The sequence below is a fragment of the Deinococcota bacterium genome, from assembly GCA_030858465.1.
Classification (GTDB): Bacteria; Deinococcota; Deinococci; order Deinococcales; family Trueperaceae; genus JALZLY01.
The window spans coordinates 1-20,630 of sequence record JALZLY010000218.1 but is presented as its reverse complement, the minus strand read 5'-3'; the positions used below and the strand labels follow the sequence as shown (position 1 = coordinate 20,630).

The 20,630-nt window shown below is 65.2% G+C and carries 21 protein-coding genes; 11 read left to right on the top strand and 10 right to left on the bottom strand.

Features of this window, described 5'->3' with window-relative positions; genetic code table 11:
* The 7 genes from M3498_11230 to M3498_11200 form a co-directional block, all read left to right on the top strand.
* The coding region (locus M3498_11230) for a tetratricopeptide repeat protein (protein ID MDQ3459856.1) at window positions 1-1,584 on the top strand (1,584 nt) is incomplete at its 5' end.
* Window positions 1,585-1,651: 67 nt separating this feature from the next.
* Window positions 1,652-1,852, top strand: a complete 201-nt coding sequence (locus tag M3498_11225; GenBank protein MDQ3459855.1) for a hypothetical protein — start codon at window positions 1,652-1,654, stop codon at window positions 1,850-1,852.
* 181 nt (window positions 1,853-2,033) lie between these two features.
* Window positions 2,034-4,091 carry an Ig-like domain-containing protein gene (locus M3498_11220; protein ID MDQ3459854.1) on the top strand — a complete coding sequence of 686 codons (2,058 nt, stop codon included), beginning with the start codon at window positions 2,034-2,036 and terminating at the stop codon, window positions 4,089-4,091.
* 184 nt (window positions 4,092-4,275) lie between these two features.
* Window positions 4,276-6,306 carry a hypothetical protein gene (locus M3498_11215; GenBank protein MDQ3459853.1) on the top strand — a complete coding sequence of 677 codons (2,031 nt, stop codon included), beginning with the start codon at window positions 4,276-4,278 and terminating at the stop codon, window positions 6,304-6,306.
* A 258-nt stretch (window positions 6,307-6,564) separates the two neighbouring features.
* A complete protein-coding gene (locus M3498_11210) occupies window positions 6,565-6,804 on the top strand; it encodes a type II toxin-antitoxin system prevent-host-death family antitoxin (GenBank protein ID MDQ3459852.1) in 240 nt (79 codons plus the stop codon).
* Window positions 6,805-6,834: 30 nt separating this feature from the next.
* On the top strand, window positions 6,835-7,257 hold the full coding sequence (locus M3498_11205) for a type II toxin-antitoxin system VapC family toxin (GenBank protein ID MDQ3459851.1): 423 nt from the start codon (window positions 6,835-6,837) through the stop codon (window positions 7,255-7,257).
* 36 nt (window positions 7,258-7,293) lie between these two features.
* Complete coding sequence (locus M3498_11200) at window positions 7,294-7,659, top strand: hypothetical protein (GenBank protein ID MDQ3459850.1); 366 nt, start codon at window positions 7,294-7,296, stop codon at window positions 7,657-7,659.
* Between the two features lie 121 nt (window positions 7,660-7,780).
* On the opposite strand, the gene M3498_11195 is transcribed toward M3498_11200, so the two are convergent.
* From M3498_11195 to M3498_11185, 3 genes are read right to left on the bottom strand one after another with little or no spacing between them, the layout of a single operon-like run.
* Window positions 7,781-8,296 carry a DUF3368 domain-containing protein gene (locus M3498_11195; GenBank protein ID MDQ3459849.1) on the bottom strand — a complete coding sequence of 172 codons (516 nt, stop codon included), beginning with the start codon at window positions 8,294-8,296 and terminating at the stop codon, window positions 7,781-7,783.
* Window positions 8,268-8,516 carry a UPF0175 family protein gene (locus M3498_11190; GenBank protein MDQ3459848.1) on the bottom strand — a complete coding sequence of 83 codons (249 nt, stop codon included), beginning with the start codon at window positions 8,514-8,516 and terminating at the stop codon, window positions 8,268-8,270. The genes M3498_11195 and M3498_11190 overlap by 29 nt, the downstream gene beginning before the upstream one ends.
* Window positions 8,513-8,851 (bottom strand): nucleotidyltransferase domain-containing protein, encoded by a 339-nt coding sequence (locus M3498_11185; protein ID MDQ3459847.1) that lies wholly within the window; start codon window positions 8,849-8,851, stop codon window positions 8,513-8,515. The genes M3498_11190 and M3498_11185 overlap by 4 nt, the downstream gene beginning before the upstream one ends.
* A gap of 209 nt (window positions 8,852-9,060) precedes the next feature.
* Here M3498_11185 and M3498_11180 point away from each other — a divergent pair, with 209 nt between their 5' ends.
* Together M3498_11180 and M3498_11175 are read left to right on the top strand one after the other, a co-directional pair.
* Window positions 9,061-9,384, top strand: coding sequence for a nucleotidyltransferase family protein (locus M3498_11180; GenBank protein MDQ3459846.1), 324 nt, complete (start codon window positions 9,061-9,063; stop codon window positions 9,382-9,384).
* Between the two features lie 519 nt (window positions 9,385-9,903).
* Complete coding sequence (locus M3498_11175; protein ID MDQ3459845.1) at window positions 9,904-10,785, top strand: acyltransferase; 882 nt, start codon at window positions 9,904-9,906, stop codon at window positions 10,783-10,785.
* Between the two features lie 304 nt (window positions 10,786-11,089).
* Here M3498_11175 and M3498_11170 read toward each other — a convergent pair whose 3' ends face one another.
* From M3498_11170 to M3498_11155, 4 genes are read right to left on the bottom strand one after another with little or no spacing between them, the layout of a single operon-like run.
* Window positions 11,090-11,629 carry a DUF2179 domain-containing protein gene (locus tag M3498_11170; protein ID MDQ3459844.1) on the bottom strand — a complete coding sequence of 180 codons (540 nt, stop codon included), beginning with the start codon at window positions 11,627-11,629 and terminating at the stop codon, window positions 11,090-11,092.
* Window positions 11,630-11,672: 43 nt separating this feature from the next.
* The gene (locus M3498_11165) at window positions 11,673-12,563 is read right to left on the bottom strand and encodes an ROK family protein (protein ID MDQ3459843.1); all 891 of its coding nucleotides are present in this window, start codon (window positions 12,561-12,563) and stop codon (window positions 11,673-11,675) included.
* A gap of 21 nt (window positions 12,564-12,584) precedes the next feature.
* On the bottom strand, window positions 12,585-13,763 hold the full coding sequence (locus M3498_11160) for an acetate kinase (GenBank protein MDQ3459842.1): 1,179 nt from the start codon (window positions 13,761-13,763) through the stop codon (window positions 12,585-12,587).
* A complete protein-coding gene (locus M3498_11155) occupies window positions 13,760-15,052 on the bottom strand; it encodes a replication-associated recombination protein A (GenBank protein ID MDQ3459841.1) in 1,293 nt (430 codons plus the stop codon). The genes M3498_11160 and M3498_11155 overlap by 4 nt, the downstream gene beginning before the upstream one ends.
* A 247-nt stretch (window positions 15,053-15,299) precedes the next feature.
* Here M3498_11155 and M3498_11150 point away from each other — a divergent pair, with 247 nt between their 5' ends.
* A complete protein-coding gene (locus tag M3498_11150; GenBank protein MDQ3459840.1) occupies window positions 15,300-15,677 on the top strand; it encodes a DUF2203 domain-containing protein in 378 nt (125 codons plus the stop codon).
* 152 nt (window positions 15,678-15,829) lie between these two features.
* Here the strand turns inward: M3498_11150 and M3498_11145 are convergent, their stop codons facing one another.
* Entirely contained in the window at window positions 15,830-16,510 is a 681-nt protein-coding gene (locus tag M3498_11145) for a DUF937 domain-containing protein (protein ID MDQ3459839.1), read from the bottom strand.
* Between the two features lie 443 nt (window positions 16,511-16,953).
* Here M3498_11145 and M3498_11140 point away from each other — a divergent pair, with 443 nt between their 5' ends.
* On the top strand, window positions 16,954-17,562 hold the full coding sequence (locus tag M3498_11140; GenBank protein MDQ3459838.1) for a hypothetical protein: 609 nt from the start codon (window positions 16,954-16,956) through the stop codon (window positions 17,560-17,562).
* A 129-nt stretch (window positions 17,563-17,691) separates the two neighbouring features.
* Here the strand turns inward: M3498_11140 and M3498_11135 are convergent, their stop codons facing one another.
* Window positions 17,692-19,692 (bottom strand): DUF3352 domain-containing protein, encoded by a 2,001-nt coding sequence (locus tag M3498_11135; GenBank protein MDQ3459837.1) that lies wholly within the window; start codon window positions 19,690-19,692, stop codon window positions 17,692-17,694.
* Between the two features lie 168 nt (window positions 19,693-19,860).
* Window positions 19,861-20,630 (bottom strand): NAD(P)H-quinone oxidoreductase (locus M3498_11130; protein MDQ3459836.1); only part of this gene is annotated, 770 nt, incomplete at its 5' end.

Sequence of the window (20,630 nt, the reverse complement as noted above, 5' to 3'; positions counted from 1 at the left end):
GTGCAGGGCGACGCGTCCAGACTCGCCCTGCACTGGCTCGCCGCGGGCGAGGCGGCGCGGGCCGCTCCTCTACTCGTGCAGGCCGCGGGCGAGGCGCTGCGGACCTACGCCGACGACGAGGCCAAGCTGCGCTATTTCCAGACGCTCTGGAGCCTGGGGCCACCAGGAAGTCCAGGGCCACCAGGCCCCCACTCGCGCGGGTGCGACGCCGAGGCTAGGTCATCGCCACTAGGCGAAGGCGCTGGTGCGCCTAACCTGACGAAGGGGCGAGCCGAGGCGCTCTTGGGGCTCGAGGCGCTGGCTGGGCGCACGGGCGATCAGGCCTTGCAGGAGGCGGCGCTGGCGGCATTGGCGGCGCTGGCCTTCGAGGCGCAAGACGACCTGCTCTTCTTCAGGCTGGGGCTGCGCCGCGCCGGCCAGCGGGTCAAGCTGGGCAAACCACAAGAGGCCATGACGCTGGCCAGCGAGACTTTGGCCATCGCCCGGCGCCTAAGCCGGCCCGACCTCGAAGCAGAAGCGGCGCTCCAGCTCGGCGGCGCGGCCTTTTACGCCGGCGACCTGGACGCGGCCCAAGCGGCCTTCAGCCAGGCCACCGCCGCGGACGACGAAGGCGTCCGCCTCCGGGCGCTCAACAACCTCGGCGCCATCGCGGGCATCCGCGGCGACCTGGACGCGGCCTACCGCTACGGGAGCGAGGCGCTGACGCTCGCCCGCCGGGGCGGCGATCTGAACCAGATCGCCGCCCTGCTCAACAACCTGGGCGCCACCGCCGACCGGCTGGCGCGCTACGGCGAGGCGCGGACCAGCTTCGGCGAGGCCATCGGGCTCTACGAGCGCAGCCATGACGCTGCCAACAGGACGCTCGCCCTCTTGAACCTCGCCGAAATCGGCACGCGGCAAGGGGCTTACGGCCCGGCTTGGCAGGCCGCGGCGGAGGGCCTGGCGCTGGCACGCTCCCGGGGGCTCCCCCAACTCCTCGTCCGCGCCCACCTGGTCGGAGGCGCGCTCGAGAAGGGCGTGGGCCGCCCCGAGGAGGCGCGGGAGAGGTTCGCCCAGGCCCTGACGGCCGCCTCGAACGCCGGCGACCGGCGCACCCAGGCCGTGGCCCGCTTCAACCTCGAGCTCTGCCGCCTCCTGCTCGAGCCGGCGGCGCCCGCTGCCGCGCTGGAGGCCCTTGGAGAGCTCGAGGCGCTCGCGCTTCTCGACGTGCTGCCCTGGGCCTATGCCGAGCTTGCCCTGCTCGCGAGCACCCCCGAGGCGACGCGGTCGTGGTCAAGGCGCATTACAGAGGCGCGCGACAACCTTCACCTGCGGCTGCTCGCGGCGCTAGCGGAGCAGCGGGCCGCGCTCCTCGCCGACCCCGAGGCCGGGCCGATCGCCGGCCTGGCGAGCGGGCTCGAGGCGCTCTCCGTCGCCGAGTCCCCCCTGGGCTACGCGCTCTTAGCCCGCGGCTACCCCGCCCGCGACCCCCACAGGGTCCGCCTGCTCAGCCGGGCCGAAGCCCTGCTCCGCGCTCAGGCGGAAGGGCTTCCCGAAGGGCCGCGAGCAAGCCTCTTCCGGCAAACCCGCTCCTGGACGCTGTAAAACCCCAAAACAAAACCCCAAAACAAAATTTAACGCTTTTTTGACGGCCCGCCCTTAGCCTCGGGGGGTGCGAGACGACGTGCTCTACCTCTTGCGGCTGTGGCGTGACGGCAAGGACGTAGGGGCCTGGCGGGCCAGCCTCGAGGACTTGCGCAGCCGGGAGACGAGGCGCTTCGACAGCCTCGAGGCCTTGCAGCGCTTTCTCGACGAGCGCGCTTCTCACAAATCAAGGAGCCAAGACCAGGGCTCCGGAAAGGAAGACGCATGAAATCGGCCTCGATACGCTTGACGCCCTTCGCACCGTGAACCGGCCCACCGCGGCGACGGGGTGACGAGAGGCCGACGCTTCAGCCAAACGCCCGACGGCGCCGCAGCAGCGGTGTACCGCCCGCGACTCGAGACACAACCCAGGCGAGGCAGCCAAGTCCTCGCCAGATGGAGGAAACGAGATGAAAACAACCCTTCGATCCCTTTCGGCCCTGCCCTTGCACGTGCTCCTAGCCGCCGCGCTCATCGCTTGCGGTGGTACGCCCACCCCACCCGGCAACGGCCCCGCTGATCCCGCCGTCACGGGCGTGGTGGTGAGCCCCGACGAAGCCGCTGTGAACGTGGGCGCCACCGTCACCCTGAGCGCCACGGTGCAGGGCGACGCGGGCGTGTCGCAAAACGTCACCTGGTCGAGCAGCGATAACGGTATTGCCACCGTGAACAACTCAGGCGTCGTCACCGGCGTCGCACCCGGCACCGCCACCATCACGGCGACGAGCCAGGCCAATACGAATGTCTCGGGTCAGGCGCGCGTCACCGTCACCGCGCCGACCGCCACGGTCGACTGCAGTACGGCCCAGGAGCTGAGCGCCGACATCAGCGCCGACACCACCTTGCCGCTCGACTGCCACCGCGTGACGACCAACATCACCGTCTCGGCCGCCCTGACACTGCTGCCCGGTACGGTCCTTCAGTTCGAAACGTCCTCGGGCTTGCGCGTCGCCGACGGCGGCTCGCTGCGCGCCGAAGGCACGGCCGCCAACCCGATCAGGCTCACCAGCGCCTCGGGCGACCCCAACGACTGGCGCGGCGTGGGCATCTTTACCAGCAGCAGCAATAATGTTTTTGATCACGTCACCCTCGAGAACGCCGGCCGAACCTTCAGCACCATCAACGGCAGCAACGCCACCAACCTCTACCTGGACGACAACGCTCGCGTTGCCATCACCAACAGCACCTTCCGTAACAGCGGCGGGGTCGGCCTCTACGTGAACGCCGCGAATTCCGAGCTCACCAGCTTCAGCAACAACACCTTCGACGGCAACAGCACCGCGGCCATGCGGGTAACCTCACAGCAGCTCGGCAGCATCGGGAGCGGCAACGTCTTCGGCACGAACGCGCTCCCCGGCGCGCAACACATCCAGGTCGCCGCTACCACCCTGCGCACCTCCGCGACATGGCCCGCCGCCGACGTGCCGTACCGCTTTGACGGCAATCACTTCATCGACGATTCCGAAGCCACGATTACCATCGAAGCGGGCGCCACCTTGCAGTTTACGAACAGCGCCGGCTTCCGTCTCGACGCGGGAGCTCTGCGCGCCCTCGGCAGCAGCGGCGCTCCCGTCACCTTCACCAGTGCCTCGGGCAACCCCAACGACTGGCGCGGCCTCGGCATCGCCAGCAGCAGCGCCGAAAACACGCTCGAGCACGTCGTCATCGAAAACGCCGGGCAGACCTTCAGCACCATCAACGGCAGCAACGCCACCAACCTCTACCTCGCGGGCAACTCGCGCCTTGCCGTCACCAACTCGACCTTCAGGGCCAGCGGCGGGCACGGCGTCTATGTAGACGCCGACAGCGCGGTGCTCAGCACCTTCGACGACAACGAGTTCATCGAAAACACCGACGCCCCCATCAGGCTCTACTCCAACCAGTTGGATTCCATCGGCTCGGGCAACGTGTTCGGTACCGACGCGCCGTTCGGCAGCCGCTACGTCGAGGTCAGGGACACTACCATCACCACCGACCAGACCTGGCAGAACCTCGATGTTCCCTACCGCTTCTTCGGCAACCACTTCATCAACGACCCCGCCGCCACCGTCACCATCGAGCCCGGCACAACGCTGCAGTTCGACGACGCGGGCCTCCGCGTTGACGCGGGCGCGCTTCAAGCTATCGGCACGGCCGCTGACCGCATCACCTTCACCAGCGCCAGCGGTAGCTCCGGCGGCTGGCGCGGCGTCGGCATCAACTCGAGCAGCAGCGCCAACGCGCTCCGCTTCGTTACCCTCGAGAACGCCGGACAAACCTTCAGCACCATCAACAACAGCAGGTCTACCAACCTCTACGTCTCCTCGGCGGGCGTCATTGCCGCCACCGACAGCGCCTTTAACAACAGCAGCGGTTGGGGCATCTACAACGACGGCGCCATCACCGACGCCGCGGGCGCCCCCATCGACCCCGCCACCCAAGGGAACAACACCTTCAGTGGCAACAGCAGCGGCGACGTAGGTCCGTAACCAGGCCCGTAACACCGCCTAAGCACCAGTCAGCAAGGGGCTCACCGTAAGATGTGAGCCCCACCTACCTCACCTCCTCGAGCCGCGTCGATGAGGGGATTCGCGGATGCAACCGATCCCCGTGAGGCGGACAGCCGACATCACGACGGCAGCAAACGCTACAGTTTCTAAAGGGAGGAAACCGATGAAGAGGATATTTGGACTTTTGAACATGCTGCTTCTCAGCGCACTGCTCACCGCTTGCAGTGGCCCTTCGGGAAACGGAGCGCTACCAAACCCCAATCCCGACCCTGATCCAGATCCTATTCCCGGAGATGAGGCGGTTGAACTCACTTGTGAGACGTTCGGTTTTGCCTGCTCCCCTGGTGAGGTTCCGGATGCAGTGCTGGAGCGCTCGAGTCTCTTGCACATAGAAGCGCAAGCACGCTTGACCAACAGTGAATCATTTGCATCGGTACAAGGTTGGCTTGAGTCACAGTCGGATATGCGCTTGGTACTGACGGGTGATCATGCACTTGGTTTCATCCTTGACAAAGGAATCCTGATGGTGCTCTACGATGCCACGGCTGCAACGGGGCGTGATCAGGCAGATGTGGACACGCTAATCATCGAACCGCAGGATGTGGTCGGTCGCGGCACACCACGCGACAACCCTGGAAAAAAGAAGAACGCACTCATTTTGTCACCGTTTGAATTTGAGTATCAAACTCCGGATGCTGGCTCTTCAGTATGGGGAATATTGAGTGGCATCAGTGATTACCAGGGTGGTGGTAGCGCTCAATACTTCAAGAACGATGACGTCACCGTCGACAAGTTCGGCATCTGGAACCAGTACGACGTGATTCTTTACAACGGCCATGGAGGAACGCTTGAAGCAACCGACACCAGAACAGGTCACAAGGTAGAAACTTCTTTCTTGATGACGGGCGTGCAGGTCGATTCGTGTGATAGCCCCGAGGTAAAGGCTGCTGGAGCAGGCGTGAGTTGTGGCGGCGTATCGATACGCTATGCGAACATAGTTGGGAAAGCGCGCGACGAGTACCGTGATTTCCTCATAATTCTTCCGAGCTACCTCGCCACCTCGTACCCTAATGGACTCGAGAAGTCCGTTCTAGTCTTAAACGGATGTAGTACGGGCGTGTCGACCGCGTTACCTAATCGCTTAGCGGGCAACTCGAGTGTCGTCTTGGGGTGGTCAGATGCCGTTCTTGCTAACTTTAACCCTGGCGTGATGACGCGACTGTTTCAACTGCTTGCTCTAGGCATGACTACAGAAAAAGCTTTAGAGAAAACGTGTCAGCAAGGTGGCTGCACCGATACAACAGGGAAAGATGCGACGCTCAGGCGGTTCGCAGGTGGAAATGATCTCCGTATTCGGGAGATCCCGGAATTCATCCACCCGACCCGCGGCACCCTGCTCCAACCCAACGATACCCTCTCCATCATCGGCGCGGCTGGGGACGGTGAGGACGACAGTCTCGACTTCGTCATCGACGTCGCGGGCGTGCCGGAGGACGACTCCGGTCCGGTTGTGAGTTCCGGCCTCTCGCCGAGCAGCACGACCGACTACTTCGTGCGGGTATATGTCGATGATGTCGAACTCGGCGGTGACTTCCTGCTACGGCCCATTCACGGCAAGAGTCGCCGGATGGACGAGCACACGGTCCGCCTGACGCTCGAGGAGGTAGACTTGCGCTTCGACGTTCCGGAGGAAGGAAAGGAAGTCGAGCTCAAGGTCGTCGTGGATTTGCCGGAGGGCGGACAGAGCATCAAGGTGGAGCGCGTCAGATTAGAAGGCAATCGGTGCCGTTGGGAGCTTCGGTCGGACAAAGGAGCTTATGACGGGCTGATCGCCGTCTACTCGTACTGGGAGGGCTACGAGGCAACCTCAATGATGTTGGCGAACGAAAACGAAACGGATAGCCATAGCCTAATTATTACTCTGTTTCTGCTCTATGAACCGTCCGAGGGGCAGAACCCGATGGAAGATAGCCGTCTGAGTATCGTTTCGCCGGACTGGATATTGACTTCGGATGAGGGCCCTGCGAATCTCACCTTTTTTGTCACCTCTATGTCCGATGAGCACATCGAGGGAACCATCAGCGGGACCCTCTGGGAACTCACTTATCCGGAGACCCTCCGGGAGGTCGGTATGAACCTGTATTTTTACGCGGTCAATGCAGATGTGTACGGTTTCGGTGTGTGCGGTGGATAGCTGTTGCCGTCCTCGTCCATCAGGGCGGCGATTGTGACGGCAAAGGAGCAGACAGCCATGACGTCAAAACGTTTCAGCCCTCATACGCTCATCCTTGTTCTCGTGAGCTACTCAGCCTGAGCGCAGGCATGCACGCTCAGAACGATTGGGCGGTCAGCGGCAACGCTGCCGCTCTGGATTCACCGCGTCCTCCATCTTGTACGGTTCGCTTAATCACCGTACAAGATTGTGCTAGAGTGCACTCAGAAGGAGCAAAAGATGCCCAAATTTACTGTGCAAGACGCGAGAAAGGAGCTTGGCAAGCTCATCGTGCGCGCCAAAGCTGGCGAGGAGATCGTTATCTCCCGCTATGGCAAAGACGAGGTAAGGCTTCTTGCCGTTACGAGTGACACCGACACGTTCCCCGACCTGAGCGGGTTTCGCAACAGCATGACCGTTAATGGCGGCGACGATCTTGGCGACATCGTCAAGGAAATGCGTGAGGAAGCTCCCTACTGAACGATATCTCGACATGCTAAAGAGATATTGATGACGTACCTCGACACCAGCATCGTCTTCGCCTATTACTTTCCCGAAGCGCGCAGCGCCAGGGTCGATGCACTCTACCAAAGCCTGGCGGGTATCGTTATCAGCGATCACGTCGAATTGGAAGTCGCCTCCGCGGCTGCCCTCGCCGAGCGAACCCACAGGCTTTCCCGTAGCGACGTAGACAGGGCATTAAACCTTTTCGACCAGCACCTCCTGGCGGGTTTGTACACGCGCGTGCACGCCACGCACCACGCGTTCATGCAGGCAAGGGCGCTCACCCGCCACTTTGAAAATGCCATCAAGGGTGCGGATGCGCTGCACGTCGCCGTCGCCCACTCGGGCGGCTTCGACCTCATCACCGCGGACGCTAAGATGGCAAAGGTGGCCCGGACGCTTGGTCTAAACGTCACGGAGACGCCGTAACGCCCCTAAGTCAACTCGGCGGAGTGGACGACCGTCATGGGCATGTTTCAGAGCGTGAGCCTGCAAGGCTATCTGCGGCCCGACCCCTTCGACTTCGACGGCGTGCTGACTATCGGCCTGACGCTCGACGGGGAGATGAGGCTGATGCTCTTCGACGCGCCGGAAATCAGCTACTTTCCGGAGGGCTTCAACTTCGACAACTTTTATGAACTGGTCGAGGGAGAGCTGGCCGTCGACACCGCGACGATGACGGACGACCTGACGCTGGCGCTCACGGGCTCGTTCAGCGGCGTGCTGGCGCAAAAGCGCGGCATCATGTCCGAACCGGACCCGACGAATACCCTGGAGATTACGGGGAGCTTCAAGATAGAGCGGGCAACCAAGGGCGCGGAGATTGAGTGATGACCTCTTCTTGAAGGACCATCGTGAAGATGGGCCAGGCGCACCTCCAGTCACTCCTTCCGTTATCAGGGTGTGCGCGGCGCACCCTGCCGGGGATAAAGTGGCTAGAATGTATAGACCCTTACTTCGTCGTCACTTGATCCAGAACTAGCTGTTTCAATTGGCTTGAGATGTGCATACCGTTAGCATCTAAAAGGTTAAGCTCGGTTGAAATCGTGCGTCCGGCCAGTCCGGATTTGTGAATGTCGAGCAAAATTCCCAATGTCCCTGTCAGTCGCAGGCCGACGTTGCTCGCATAGGCCCTGCCCCGTCGCTCATCAATCACAACCCACGATGCCAGGTCCAGCGCTAGAGCGATAACCTCCTCTTTTCCTGGGTCGGCAGTCAGTTCTCTATGCACGCGCCGCAGTGTTTTGCGCTTTGGTCTTTGCTGCTTGACCCAGGTCAGGCCGGGCACGCCGCCTCCCGGCCTACCTGGCTTTTGCCGCAGCTCAGCCACGACGGCAGGCGGGATCACCACCTGGTACAGCTTTTCAAGCAGTGAGGTGTATCCTAGGATATCCAGGTATATGAGTGGTCCGGTATCGAAAACGGCGAGGACAGCGGGGTCACTTCCGGTTTGCGAAGTTGAGGTCATGGGCAAAGTCTTCGGCGTCGATGTTGGGGTAATGATGGCCGTGGCCTGTATACCACTGAATCGCCCCCAAGCGATCAAGCCCCAAAATTTTGCCGGCCATCCCAATGCTCAGGCGATCATCGTTGATAAGCTTGAGCAAGATCGCCTCTAGAACCTCTTTTTGTGGCTCTGGGCCAAGCGCTTCATGCAGCACTTCGGGTATTTCTAACTGTACGATCATTCGCACCACTCTACACGAACCCCTTCGTGCTCGAGGTTCGTCAGAAAGCTCGAGCCCAAGGCTGAAGATTGCTCGGTGTTCACGGGCAGCAAACTTAGCGTCAGATCGTGCACCAGCGAGAGAGGCCAGGCCACCTCTTCCGAACGGTGGATTTCAGCAAGAGCGTCCACGGGACCGTGCAAGAGCAGCAGCAAATCCACATCGCTCCCTTCCTTGGCCTCGCCCCGCGCGTAGGAGCCGAAAAGCATCAGCCCGACAAAGCGCTTGCCATAGAGCGTTTTCAGCCCCTCGGCAAGCTCGTCTAGTACCGGCGCAATGTCCTCGAGTCCAGCCATGTTTTAGCTTAACCCAAGCTTGCTTGGTACACTTTCGTCTTGGCAACTTAAACTCTGTCTGCACCTCGAGCCATAGCGTCTTCGTCTGTATGTGGACGAAGACGCATCAGCCCCGTAAGCATCGACATGTCTGCCGCAAGAGTACAAAGCGCGAGGCTATCTCGTACACGCCGATAAACCCCTGCTCGGCGCGCTATAATGTCGGGGTGATGACACAGCTTACACCCCGATCCTTACCCTCTAAGGCCGCTGTCTACGCTGGCGTGCTGTGCGAGCAGCTTCCCAACTTGCGAAGGCGCTACGGGGTGGTGTCACTGGGACTATTTGGCTCCTATGTGCGCGGGAAACAGCGTGAAGCTAGTGATCTGGACGTCCTTGTGCAGTTTGACGAACGCCCGCTAAGCCTGCTTGACCTCATCAACCTCGAGCATCACCTCTCGGATCTGCTCTGCGTGAAGGTGGACCTGGTGGAGAAGAAAGCTCTCAAACCGCAGATCAGGGAGCGCATTTTGCAGGAAGTCGTCGAGTGGTAAACTTTTCCCCGCCGGTCAACCTGATTGATACTAGTGCTCTGTCAAGCATAAATTGACAGGTGAAAGTAAGCTTGTCATTGCGCGCAAAGGTGAAGCAATATACTGTGCCGCAGGGGTAAACTGCAACATTTACGCACTTGTTTTGTCCTCGTAATCACCCATCAAAATAAGATTGACAGAGCACTAGCACGAACCGCTCTAAACCCTTAGCCCACTGATATTGCCGGGTCCCGGAGCGAAAGGGGCGATGCACAGCCGCGCCACAACAACCACCAGGCCCGGCGGTCTCCACCGAGATAGACGGTTGAGATAGACGGTGCGCAGCTTGAGCATAGCCTGCGCCCGTCCAGGCAACGAGCGCATGCCGCTGCCCTCTGCGCGGGTGACGATCAGGTGCTTGCAGCCGGTCGACCACCCCTGAACCGCTCGGGAAGCCTGCTCTAAGGGGCTGATGGTCGTGCCTGCTGGTCGGCTGCGTTACCCGTCGCTCGGCGGCTGCAGCCTTAAGGTAGATTCACCATGCCCTGGCTTCTTCCCCGCCCCATCCCCGCCGCCGCCGAGACGACCCTCGACCTGTTCGTGAGCGATCTGGCTGAGCGGCTCGACGACCCCGGCCTGGACCGCAGCGAGACGGTGCGCGAGGTGCTGGCCCAGGTCATGCACGGCGCGAGCTACGAGGCGCTCGAGCAGAGGAGCCCCATCGCCGCCCTGGCGCTGGACCCCCGCAATATCACCTTCGAGGCCGAGCACTACGTCGCCACCGACCAGGACAAGTTCGCACGGGTCAAGCCGCTGCTGTGGCTCTGGAAGAGCCTGGACCTGACGCCGCTGGGGCAGTCCGTCCACAGCGGCCTCAAGATCAGGCGGATGCTGGCCGAGCGGGTCTTTGCGAGGGCGGGCAAGAACCTCAAGATCTTCCAGAACGTCGAGGTCAGCGTCGGCTATAACATCACGGCGGGCGATGAGGTGGTGATTCACAGAAACGTGCTCATCGACGACATCGGCGGCGTCGAACTCCACGATGGCGCCAGCCTCAGCGACTACGTCAACGTCTACAGCCATTCCCACGACCTGCTCGAGTCCGACGACGTGACCCTGAAGCGCACGGTTATCGGCAAGGGCGTGCGCGTGGCCTACCACGCCACCGTCCTCTCCGGCACCGTCTTGAGCGACGACGCCATGCTGGGCGCCTTGGCCCTGGCGACCCGCGACCTCGAGCCCCACGCGGTGGGCCTGGGCATCCCCGCCAAGGCCCGGGTGTGGAAGAGCCGCGGCGGCGACCCGCGCTTCAGCGAGGTCGAGGTGGACGCTCACAGGCATCCCAAGGCCGAGGGCGTGCGCGCCAATCCGGACTACCGCGAAGCCTTCGGCAAGGCGACGAAACGAGAAGAGCCCGCCTAGCGCCCCGCGCCGAATGGGCGGCTTGCGTCGGCTCGAGGCCTGGGCCGGCACAAGCGCCGGACGGTTCTGGTGCAGATACCAAGGAGCCGGCAGAGAAATAAAGAAGAAACCCTCCCTGGGGGGGAGGGAGGGTTTGATAGGGGAAAAGACGACGCAATGCAAATTGCCTGAAGAAAATGTAGCAGCGAGAGCGTTACAAAACTCTTACGGAAGTCTCAAGGCGCGGGAGCAGAGGCGCTACCCCTCACGGCAAGGCGAGAGGCATTTAAAGAGGCGACGCTCCGGTGTCACCACCTGGCTATCTCTACACGCGCGACTTGCGGAGGAGCGCCTCTTGAGGCGGGCCTACATTCAAGGACCGCACCTCTTCGAAGGTGACGAAGGCCTTGGGGTTCATCCGGCGGACGATCTCGAGCACCTCGTGCATGCGCCGCCGGGGGATCACGCTGAACGACACCTGCACGTCGCCGTCGCGACCCTCGGCGTTGACGACGGTGACGTAGAAGCCCGCCTTGCGCAGGGCCGGGGCGAGCGGCGGGGTAGCGACCGGCGTCACGATGCGCAGGAGGCTCTGGCCCATGGCTATCCAGCGCTCGATGGTCGCGCCGAGCATGGTGCCCGCCGCGTAGCCGCCGGCGTAGGCGACGAGCTTGAGCGGGTTGTCGAGGTTGCCGATCACCTGGCTCGCCGCCAGCAGCCAGATAAGCGACTCGAAAAAGCCCAAGAGGCCGGCTAAACCGCGGCGGCCGCGCACCAGCATGACGATGCGCATGGTGCCCAGCGATACGTCGGCGATGCGCATGGCGAAGATCAGCAGGGCGCTGAGCAGGAGGGCGAGCGTCATAGCCTCAGCCTACTGACGCCGGTGAGCAGGGCGTGAATGAGGCTCAACCGAGGATCAGGCCCGCCACGCTCGCCGCGCCGATCACCCCGGCGTCGACGCCGAGTTCGGCCGTGCGCAGCGAGAGCTGGGGAAAGCCTAGAGTGTAGGCGTCGGCGGCGGCCTGGATCTTGTCCAGGTAGAAGGGGCCGACCTGGCTCATGCCGCCGCCGATCACGAAGAGGTCGGGGTCAAAGGCCTTCATCAGGTTGGCGAGCGCCAGGCCCGAGTAGTGCGCGGCGTTGTCGACGACTTTGAGGGCCCGCCACTCGCCCGCTCTCGCGCGGCGGAAGACCTCGACGGTGGTCATGCCCTGGCCGTAGGAGAACGAGGCCTCGCGGGCGATGGCCCGGCCCGAGGCGATCGACTCCCAGCAGCCGTGGTAGCCGCAACCGCATAAGGGGCCGCCCGGTTGCAGGGTCATGTGGCCGATCTCGCCGGCGAGGCCATGCCTGCCGCGCAGGACCCGGTCGCTCACGAAGATGCCGCCGCCGATGCCCGTCGACATGGTCACGAAGATGCTGGTGTCGGCTCCTTTGGCCGCGCCGTAGAGGTGCTCGGCCAAGCCCGCGGCGTTGGCGTCGTTCTCGAGCGCTACCGGCATACTGAGCCTCTCCTGGAGTCCCGCCACCAGGGGCGCCTCCTCGAGGCCGGGAATGTTGGGCGCGAACAGGACCACGCCCCGCGCGAAGTCGATGGGCCCCGGCGAGCCCACCCCGACGGCGCGAATCTCCGGGTGTGCCATCAGCACCTCGCGCGCCGCCCTGGCCATGGCGTCAAGGACGGCCTCGCCGCCCGTGCGCGGGGTGTCCACGCGGTGACGCGTGAGGATGCGCCCCGCCGCCACCGCCGCCACCGCGATCTTCGTGCCGCCCAGGTCGATGCCCAAGATTGTCATGCTCTCACGCTCGTCATGCTCTCACGCTCGTCCTTCTCGGCTGGCACCACCCAGCAGTCGCCGCGCGGCCGCCGCGATCATCCCTTCCTCGTCGGTCGGCACCACCAGGACGGCCACCCGGCTCGCTTCGAGGCTGATCAGGCGGGCCTGCGCCCGGTTGCGCGCCTCGTCGAGGCTGATGCCCAAAAAGTCCAGCCCTGCTACCGCCTCGGCGCGGGTCGCGGCGTCGTTCTCGCCAATGCCGCCGGTGAAGACCACCGCGTCCAGGCCGCCCATCGCCGCGGCGTAGGCGCCGATTGTTTTGCGGACGCGGTAACAGAAGACCGCGATGGCCTGCCCCGCCGCCCGGTGCCCCGCGCGCGCCGCCGCGCGCAGGTCGCGCATGTCGTTCGAGAGCCCGGAGAGGCCCTTGAGTCCCGACTCCTGGTTGAGAAGCGCAGCCAGCTCGTTCGTACTCAGGCCGTTCCTGAGAAGGTGCAGCAGGACGCCGGGGTCCAAGTCGCCCGTGCGGCTGCCCATCAACAGGCCCTCCAGCGGCGTCAGGCCCATGCTGGTGTCCACCGACCGGCCCCGCGCCACCGCCGCCGCGCTGGCACCGTTGCCGAGGTGCAAGGACACCAGCCTGAGCGCTTCCCTGGGCCGGCCCAAGGCGCGGGCGGCCTCCCGGGTGACGAAGTCGTGCGAGGTGCCGTGAAAGCCGTAGCGGCGGATGCCCTCCTCTTCGTAGAGCCGCCTGGGCAGGCCGTAGAGAAAGGCTCTGGGCGGCAGGGTGGCGTGAAAGGCGGTGTCGAAGACGGCTACCTGCGCCGTCCCCGGCAAGAGCCTCCGCGCCGCGCGGATAGCCTCGAGATTGGCCGGGTTGTGGAGCGGCGCCAAGGCCGACAGCTCCTCGAGCGCCCTGATGACCTCGTCGTCGATCAGGGTCGGCTCGGTGTAGCGCTCGCCGCCGTGGACCACCCGGTGCCCCACCGCGACGAGGCCCGCCAGGGCGTCCACGCCCAGCCTTTCGAGGCAAGCCTCGAGCGCCTCGCCGTGGTTGCCGAGCCGCCGCGTGACAGCGTCTCTTCCTGCGCCCTCGAGCGCCGCCGCCGCCGTGCCGATGCGCTCGACCATGAGCGAAAGGCCCTCCGGCAGGAGCTTGACCTTGAGGCTCGAGCTTCCCGCGTTGACGACGAGCACGGACGGCTGGGGCGCGCTCACGAAGGCTCCTTGAGCCGAGCAAAGCGCTCCAAGCGCTCCCTCACCTTGCCCTCCCAGCCCTCGCCGGCGGCGTCGTAGTAGCGCTGGGCGAGTTCCGGCGGCCGGTAGGGCTGCTTGAAGCTGGCCTCGGGGGCGTCGTGGTAGTAGAGGTAGCCCCGGCCGTAGCCCTCACCCTTCATGAGGGCGGTGGGCGCGTTGCGCAGGTGCAGGGGCACCTCGAACGAAGCCCCCTCGGCGTCGCGCTTCGCGGCGCCCCAGGCGCGGTAGACGGCGTTGGATTTGGGCGCCAGGGCCAGGTAGACGGCCGCCTCGGCCAGGGCCAGCTCGCCCTCGGGCGCGCCCAGGAACCGCGCGGCGTCACGGGCCGCCAGCGCCAGGCGCAGGGCGCCGGGGTCGGCCAAGCCCACGTCCTCGCTGGCGATGCGCACCAGCCGCCGCGCCACAACCATAAGGTCGGCGCCGCCAACCAGGAGCCGGGCCAGCCAGTAGAGCGCGGCGTCGGGGTCGCAGCCGCGCACCGACTTGTGCAGGGCGCTCGTCAGATTGTAGAAGTGCTCGCCGCCCTTGTCGAGCGCCATACCCTTGCGGCCCAGGACCTCGCGGGCGGTTTCCGCGTCGAGCTGGCCCCCTTGGGCGTAGGCGGCAACGGCCTCGAGCGCGTTCAAGGCGCGCCGCGCATCGCCGTCGGCCCAGGCTGCGAGCAGCGCCAGCACCTCCTCGTCCAGGCTGAGGCGGCCGGCAAAGCCCTCGGGGTGCTCGAGCGCCCGCGCCAGGACCTGGCCGATGTCCTCCTCCGAAAGCGCCTGTAGGACGAAGATGCGGCTGCGCGAGCGCAAGGCGCCGATGACCTCGAAGGAAGGGTTCTCGGTGGTGGCGCCGATCAGGGTCAGGGTGCCGTCCTCGACGAAGGGCAGCAGAAAGTCCTGCTGCGCCTTGTTGAAGCGGTGCACCTCGTCCAGGAAGAGAATGGTGCGCGCGCCCAACGCCTGGGCCTGCCTGGCCGCCTGCACCGCCTCGCGCACGTCCTTGACGCCCGCCGACACCGCCGACAGGCTGATGAAGCGCGCCCGGGTAGTAGCGGCGACCACGCGAGCCAGGGTAGTCTTGCCGACGCCCGGCGGCCCCCACAAGATTATCGAGCGCAGGCTGTCCTGTTCGACGGCCCGCCGGAGCGGCCGGCCCGGCGCCAGCAGGTGCGCCTGGCCGGCGATCTCGTCCAGCGTCCGCGGGCGCAGCCTCTCGGCCAGAGGTGCTCCCGGAGGTGCGGCCGGAGTGGAAGCGTGCGTCACCCTGAGAGTTTAACAGCCCCATCGCCGGCTGAGGCAAGCCCGGAGCGAGAGGAAGCCAAACAGCGTGAAGGCGCGATGAAGGTAAAGGCGCGATTTGCCACGTTCTGCTTGTGGAGAGAGTCTAGACTGGGCATGAAACCCCAGGCCGGTCGGAAGACTTTATATGACTACGCTCATATTTTGTGCTATTTACGACAGGAGCGGGGACCGGGTTCGGGTATAGTGGGGTTCAAGAAAGGTGGCACGAATGTACAAGCTCTTTACCGTTCAAGAAGCCAAGGAACTCATCCCCGTCGTCGACCGCCACCTGCGCGACATGCAGGACGCCATCGAGGAGGTGAGCCGGGGGCAAGGGGCGCTCGAGACGGCCAGACCTCTCAGCATCACGGCGCGCAACCTGCAGACCGATATCACCTTTTCACTGGTCAGCCTTCAAGACAGCAAGGCCGAGCTCGACCGCTTAGGGGTCTTCTTGAAGGACGTGGACGCAGGCGTCATCGACTTTCCCAGTCAGGTGGGCGCCGAGGTGGTCTACTTGTCCTGGCGGCAGGGTGAGCCCACCATCACCCACTATCACCGCGTGGTGAACGACCAGGCCTTGCCCCTCGCGCCCGTCCAGAGCTAGGCTCGGTACGATCAGGATAAAGCCGCCCGCAGGTGTTGCGGTGGCTGTACCCCGTTATTGTTTACGCCTCATTCAGCCATGCCCCTGACGAGGAACTTGCCTTGACCGGTCCCGTCAAGGACATGTCTCGCGGGCGTCAAGAGCGGCGGGCGTTACGAGCGTTTGCCGCCGGAATTGCCGAACAGCCCCGCGCCCAATGAGCGGCCAAGCTGAGCGACGGTCTCGCTCAGCTGCCCGTCGTCGCGGGTGTTGAACAGCTCGAGGAGCCCGCCGGGCGAGGTGGCGGGGGCGCGCTGCTCGAGCGTGCTCCGCTCGCGCTCCAAGAGCGCGCTCAGCCCGTCGGCGCCCAGGTTCTGCTGGCGCTTGACACGGCCCAGAGCGCTCATCACCAGCGGCGCTAAAAGCGTGAGCAGGCTGCTCACCTTGCCGTCGTCGAGGCCGCTAGCCCGGCTGATTCCCCGCTCGACGGGGGTGCGCTGGCCGCCCAGGACGTGGCGCAAGATGCCCTGGCCGTCCGTCGCCTGGCGCCGCCCACCTCCTAACAGCGAGGCCGCCGCGCCGAGCAGGCCGCCCGCGGCTCCCGAACCGCCTCCCAGAAAGGAGCCCAGGTTGTCGAGAAGGCTGCCGTCGTGGTCTTCGTCGAGGGCGGCGTCGAGCGAGCGCGCGCCTTCGCTCGAGCCCTCGACGTTGCGGCTGAGGCCGCCGATGAGCAGCGGCAAGGCCGCCGACAGGGCCGACTGGGTGCTGGCCTCATCGGCACCGATCTCTTGGCTGAGCTGATTCACGCGTTCTCCGCCGAGTTGTTGGCTGAGCAGATCGAGCAGTTCCGGCATTGTCGTCTCCTTATGGGGTAGTTTGACGGCTTCGGGCAGCGGTTGTTTCAGGCATGCAAGTTCGGGCATGCAAGTTCAGGCATCAAGTATAGCGCCGGCCACGCCGAGCAAATCGGGCGCAGGCAGCAATGCGGCGGCGCGCGAGCGCCCTTGGCGTGCCGGAGGACCCTTGCCGCTCACGCCCATGCGCCGTGCCTTGACGTGCAATTACTGGAGTGCAATTACTGGAGTGCAATTATTCGCCCCACCTGCCGGCCCTGTTTTCTAGACTATAGGAGCGACGAGAGCTGCGTTTGGGTATGATGAGCGCGGGTTGCCCCTTGGGAGGATTTCACAGCGCGGCCCTGACAGGACGGGTAGCGGGTCGGGTGGATCTCGCCAGCAGATCTCGCCAGCAGATCTCGAGTGCGCATGGGGATGCGTAGGGTGTCGGAAAGGGGTGCATGGACAGCGTAAAACAGACCAAGTTCGACAGCATGATCGCGGTCGCCAGGGACGGTAGCCAGAGCCTGCGCAGGTTGCGGTTGCCCACGGCCAAGCTGCTCCTGCCGGTGACGACGGTCGTCACCGGCATGTTTCTCTTGTACCTGATTACCTCCGTGAACCCGCTCGCCCTCTTCTGGCGCGGGCTGACGGGCGCCGCCGCCTTTATGGGCCAGGGCTTCGTCGTGCCGCTCTGGCTGGTGGTGGCCTTGAGCCTCACCAGTCTGCTGTCCTTGAGCCTCACCGCCCTGCGCCTGAGCGCGGCCCGCCTGGCCGCCCGGCGCGCCGGCAACCCTTACCTCGGCGATCGCATCTTCGATCTCGACTGGCAGTGGCGCTGGGACGGCGACAGCCCGGATGTCTCCTCGCTCACGCCGCTCTGTCCCCACTGCGGCTATGAACTGAGCCTCGAGGCGACCCCACAGGCCCGTTCCTTCGAGAGCAGCGAGGTCGGCCTCGTCTGCGAGAGCTGCTCGTTCGGCAAGCACTTCGAGGTGGGACCAAGCGAGCTGCTGACCAGGGTCGTCAAGGAGATTCGCCGCCGCGACCGGAGCGACGAGCGCCTTTAGCTCGAGCGCGCAAGGCGTCGGCTTCATCTTCCCGTCAGACCCCGACAAACGCGCCGACAACCAAGAGAGGCCGGACGCAACCCGGCCTCCTTGCCGTCTCTTGCCGAAGCGGCTGGCGCCGATTCTCGCTTACCAATCGACCCGGATGAGCAGGCGGCTGTACACCCCCTCGGGACGCAGTTCGCTGTAGCCCTCGCTGTAAGCCAGGTGGTCGCCGAGGATGAACATGGCCTGCGGCAGCAGGTCGCTGAGCTGCAAGATGTCGGCAAAACTGGGCGGCGCGGTTCTTGGCCTCGCTACGCTCTCATCCCCAGCACCGTCATCGGCAGGGTCATCGGCAGGGTCATCGGCAGGGTCATCGGCCTCGGCGGCGGCCTCGAGCCCGGCGGAAAGGACGAAGGCCAGCGGCTGGCTGAGCAGGCTGCCGAGGTCGGCCAAGCTGGTGACGATCACGCGGTCGTCGCGGAAGTGAAAGGCGCTTACCGCCTCGGGAGCGGCGTCGCGCGCCGCGCGGTAGGCGGCGGGCCCGGAGGCGCGCTCGCTGCGCGCGTCGAGCAGCCGCGGCAACGCGTAAGACGGCGAGCCGACCAGCATAAAGCCGTCGACGAAAGCCACCGCCAGGTCGAAGGTCGGACCCGCGCGGTAGCGCTCGATCTGCACGCCGCGTTCAACGTAACTCTCGCGAACGATCGCGGCGAGAGGCGAGGTCGTCCCGGCCGCATCTCTGCGAAGTTCGCCGGGCAAGACCCCCAGGATTCCACCAGAACCGATGCTCAAACCACCCGCCGCGCCATTGCCCAAACCATTGCCCAAACCATTGCCCAAACCGTCCAGCCAGCGCGGCAAGGCGTCCAGCCAGAGCTCGAGCCCCGCGCGCGCTGCTTCCTCGCTTCGCACCGCCACGGCGAGAACCCGCGCGGGTCGGTAGATAAGCGAGGCGAGGTCGCTGCTCAAGGGCTCGAGGCCCACCTCAAAAACCTCCTCGCCCAGCCAGTCGAAGAGCCCAGCGTCCAAGTCGAGGCCCTGCTCGAGCAAAAGCGCGCGCAAGTCAAGGCGCTCGCCGAGCAGCGGCTCGGCGTCGCCCAACCAACCCTGCAGGTAATCGAACCAGCGCTCGAGCAACAAGACGCGCCCGCTCAAGGCCACGCTTCCCTCGGGCAGGAAGGGGGCGTCTGCGAGCAGGCAGTCCTGGCAGCGCAGGAGCTCGAGCAGGGCCTCGTCGCCGCCTCCTGGGTCGCTGGCGCTCAACCACTCGACGAGCACGCCCTCATCCGTCAGGCTGACCGCGCCCGCGACACCGCCCAGAGTGCGCAGCAAGGCGAAGGCGCGCCGCAACAAGGGCTCGGTCTCGGGGCTCGCCATGAAGCCGCTCAACCCCTGAAGCACCTCGGCCAGCGCGGCAAAATCGAGGCTCAGGCTAAAGCCTTCGGCGCTCAAGCTTTCGCTCGCCAGCGTAAGGCGGCGGTCCGCCAGGCTCGGCTCGTCGGCGCCCCCGGCCCGCCGCACCACGCCGCGCAGGGTGTCGGGATTGGTGCCCGCGAAAAAGAGCGTGTCCAACTGGCCGATGATGACCGGCAGGTCACCGCCGTCGCCGAGCACGTAGAGCGGCACGCCGCCCTCCTCGAGGCTGAGGAGACCCTCCTCGCCTCGCTGGGCACAGGCGAGAAGCGCCTCCTGCAACCGCCGGGCGCTCGGCAGCTGGGCGTCGTCCAGACGGACGAGCGCGGTGACGGCGGGCAGGGGGTTGTAGGGGCTCGAGCTCACGCTCAGGAGCGCCTCCTCGCCCAAGAGCGGCACGCCCTCCGCCGCGATCGCCTCCGCCAGCGGCGCGCAGCCCTCCGCCAGCCGCGCGGCGAGCTCGTTCGGGTCGGCGAGAAAGTCGAAAAAGGCGTCCAAGCTGCCCGCGTCTTCGGCCCCGGCCTCGAGCCCGACCAGGCTCATCCGCCTGAGCGTCTCCCTGGCCCGCTCCCAGTCGAGCGCCGCGAGCTCATTCAGCAGCGTCCCGCCGACCTCGGCGCCCCCGCCAAAGCCCAAGCTAAAGACCGTCTCGGCGGGCGCCAGACGCGTCAGCGGCTGCGCGAAGGCCAGCGCCGCCGCGAAGAGAACCGTCACCCCAACCGTGCGAAGCAAAAAAACCCTCATGGCTTACCCCCTTGGCCTGCTGTCATCTACCTGCTGTCACCTACCTGCCGCCGCCAACAGCACCGGCATGAAGTGTAACCGACCTCCACAATGCTAGCAGATTGTGACGTGGCCGGTATGAGGCAAGCCGCCCAGGATCGAGGTCGCCGGCCGCGGCTAGTCGCGCACCTTCAGGATGATCTTGCCGATGTTCTCGTTGTTTCGCATGATCTCGTGCGCCCTCTGCGCCTCTTCGACGGGCAGGACCGTGTCGATGACGGGCCGAATCTCGCCCCCCACCAGGGGCTGCCAGAAGCGCGCCATGAAGCCCTCGAGCATGGCCGCCTTCTCCGCGAGCGGCCGGGCGCGCAGGGTCGAGCCCTTCAGCATCAGGCGCTTGGCCATCAGCTTGCGGATGTCGATCTCGGCCCGGCTGCCGCTCAGGGTGGCGATGAAGACCAGGCGGCCGCCCAGGTTCAAGACCTCGAGGTTGCCCTCCAGGTAGTCCTTGCCGACCATGTCGAGCACCACGTCCACCCCGCCCGCCGCCTTCACGCGCTCGGCGAAGTCCTCTTCCTGGTAGTTGACGGCCAGCTCGGCGCCGAGTTCGCGGCAGACGCGAATCTTTTCGCTCGAGCCGGCGGTGGCGAAGACGCGGCAGCCCGCCGCGCGGGCGAGCTGGATGGCGGCGGTGCCGACACCGCTGGCGCCGCCGTGGACGAGCGCCGCTTCCCCCGCTTGCAAACCGGCCTCGACAAAGAGGTTCAAGTAGGCGGTCAGGAAGACCTCGGGCACGGCCGCGGCCTCTACGAAGGACCAGTGGTCCGGCACCGGCATGAGCATGGCGGTGGGAACACTGGCCCTCTCGGCGTAGCCGCCGCCCGTGAGGAGCGCGCAGACGCGGTCGCCGACACCCCAGCCGCTCACGCCCGCGCCGACTTCGGCGA